The sequence below is a fragment of the Streptosporangium heterodermiicola genome (genome assembly GCF_051390675.1).
In the GTDB taxonomy this organism is placed as follows: domain Bacteria; phylum Actinomycetota; class Actinomycetes; order Streptosporangiales; family Streptosporangiaceae; genus Streptosporangium.
Genome location: NZ_JBPJSR010000119.1, coordinates 1 through 404 on the forward strand (window position 1 = coordinate 1; position 404 = coordinate 404).

The 404-nt window shown below is 72.0% G+C and carries 1 protein-coding gene; it reads left to right on the top strand.

Annotated features, from left to right (window positions below; genetic code table 11):
* Positions 1 to 404, top strand: a 404-nt coding sequence (locus ACSC1Q_RS43155; protein WP_436764538.1) for a KR domain-containing protein, incomplete at both ends; no start/stop codon positions are given.

Genomic DNA, 404 nt, shown 5'->3' on the forward strand with positions numbered 1-404 from the left:
TGGCCTCTCTCACCCCCGAGCGCATCGACGCCGTCCTGCGCCCCAAGGCCGACGCCGCCCGCCACCTGCACGAACTCACCCAACACCTGAACCTGTCGGCGTTCGTGCTGTTCTCCTCCCTGGCCGGAGTCCTGGGCAGCGCCGGACAAGCCGGCTACGGCGCCGCCAACGCCTACCTCGACGCCCTGGCCCACCACCGCCACGCCCAGGGCCTGGCCGCCACCTCACTGGCCTGGGGACTGTGGGCCACCGGCGGCATGACAGGCGACCTGAGCGAAGCCGACCTGCGACGGATGGAACGAGCGGGCGTCACCCCCCTGTCCATCCCCGAAGGACTCGCCCTCCTCGACACCGCCCTGCGCACCGACCACCCCACCCTCGTCCCCGCACGATTCACCAAGGCC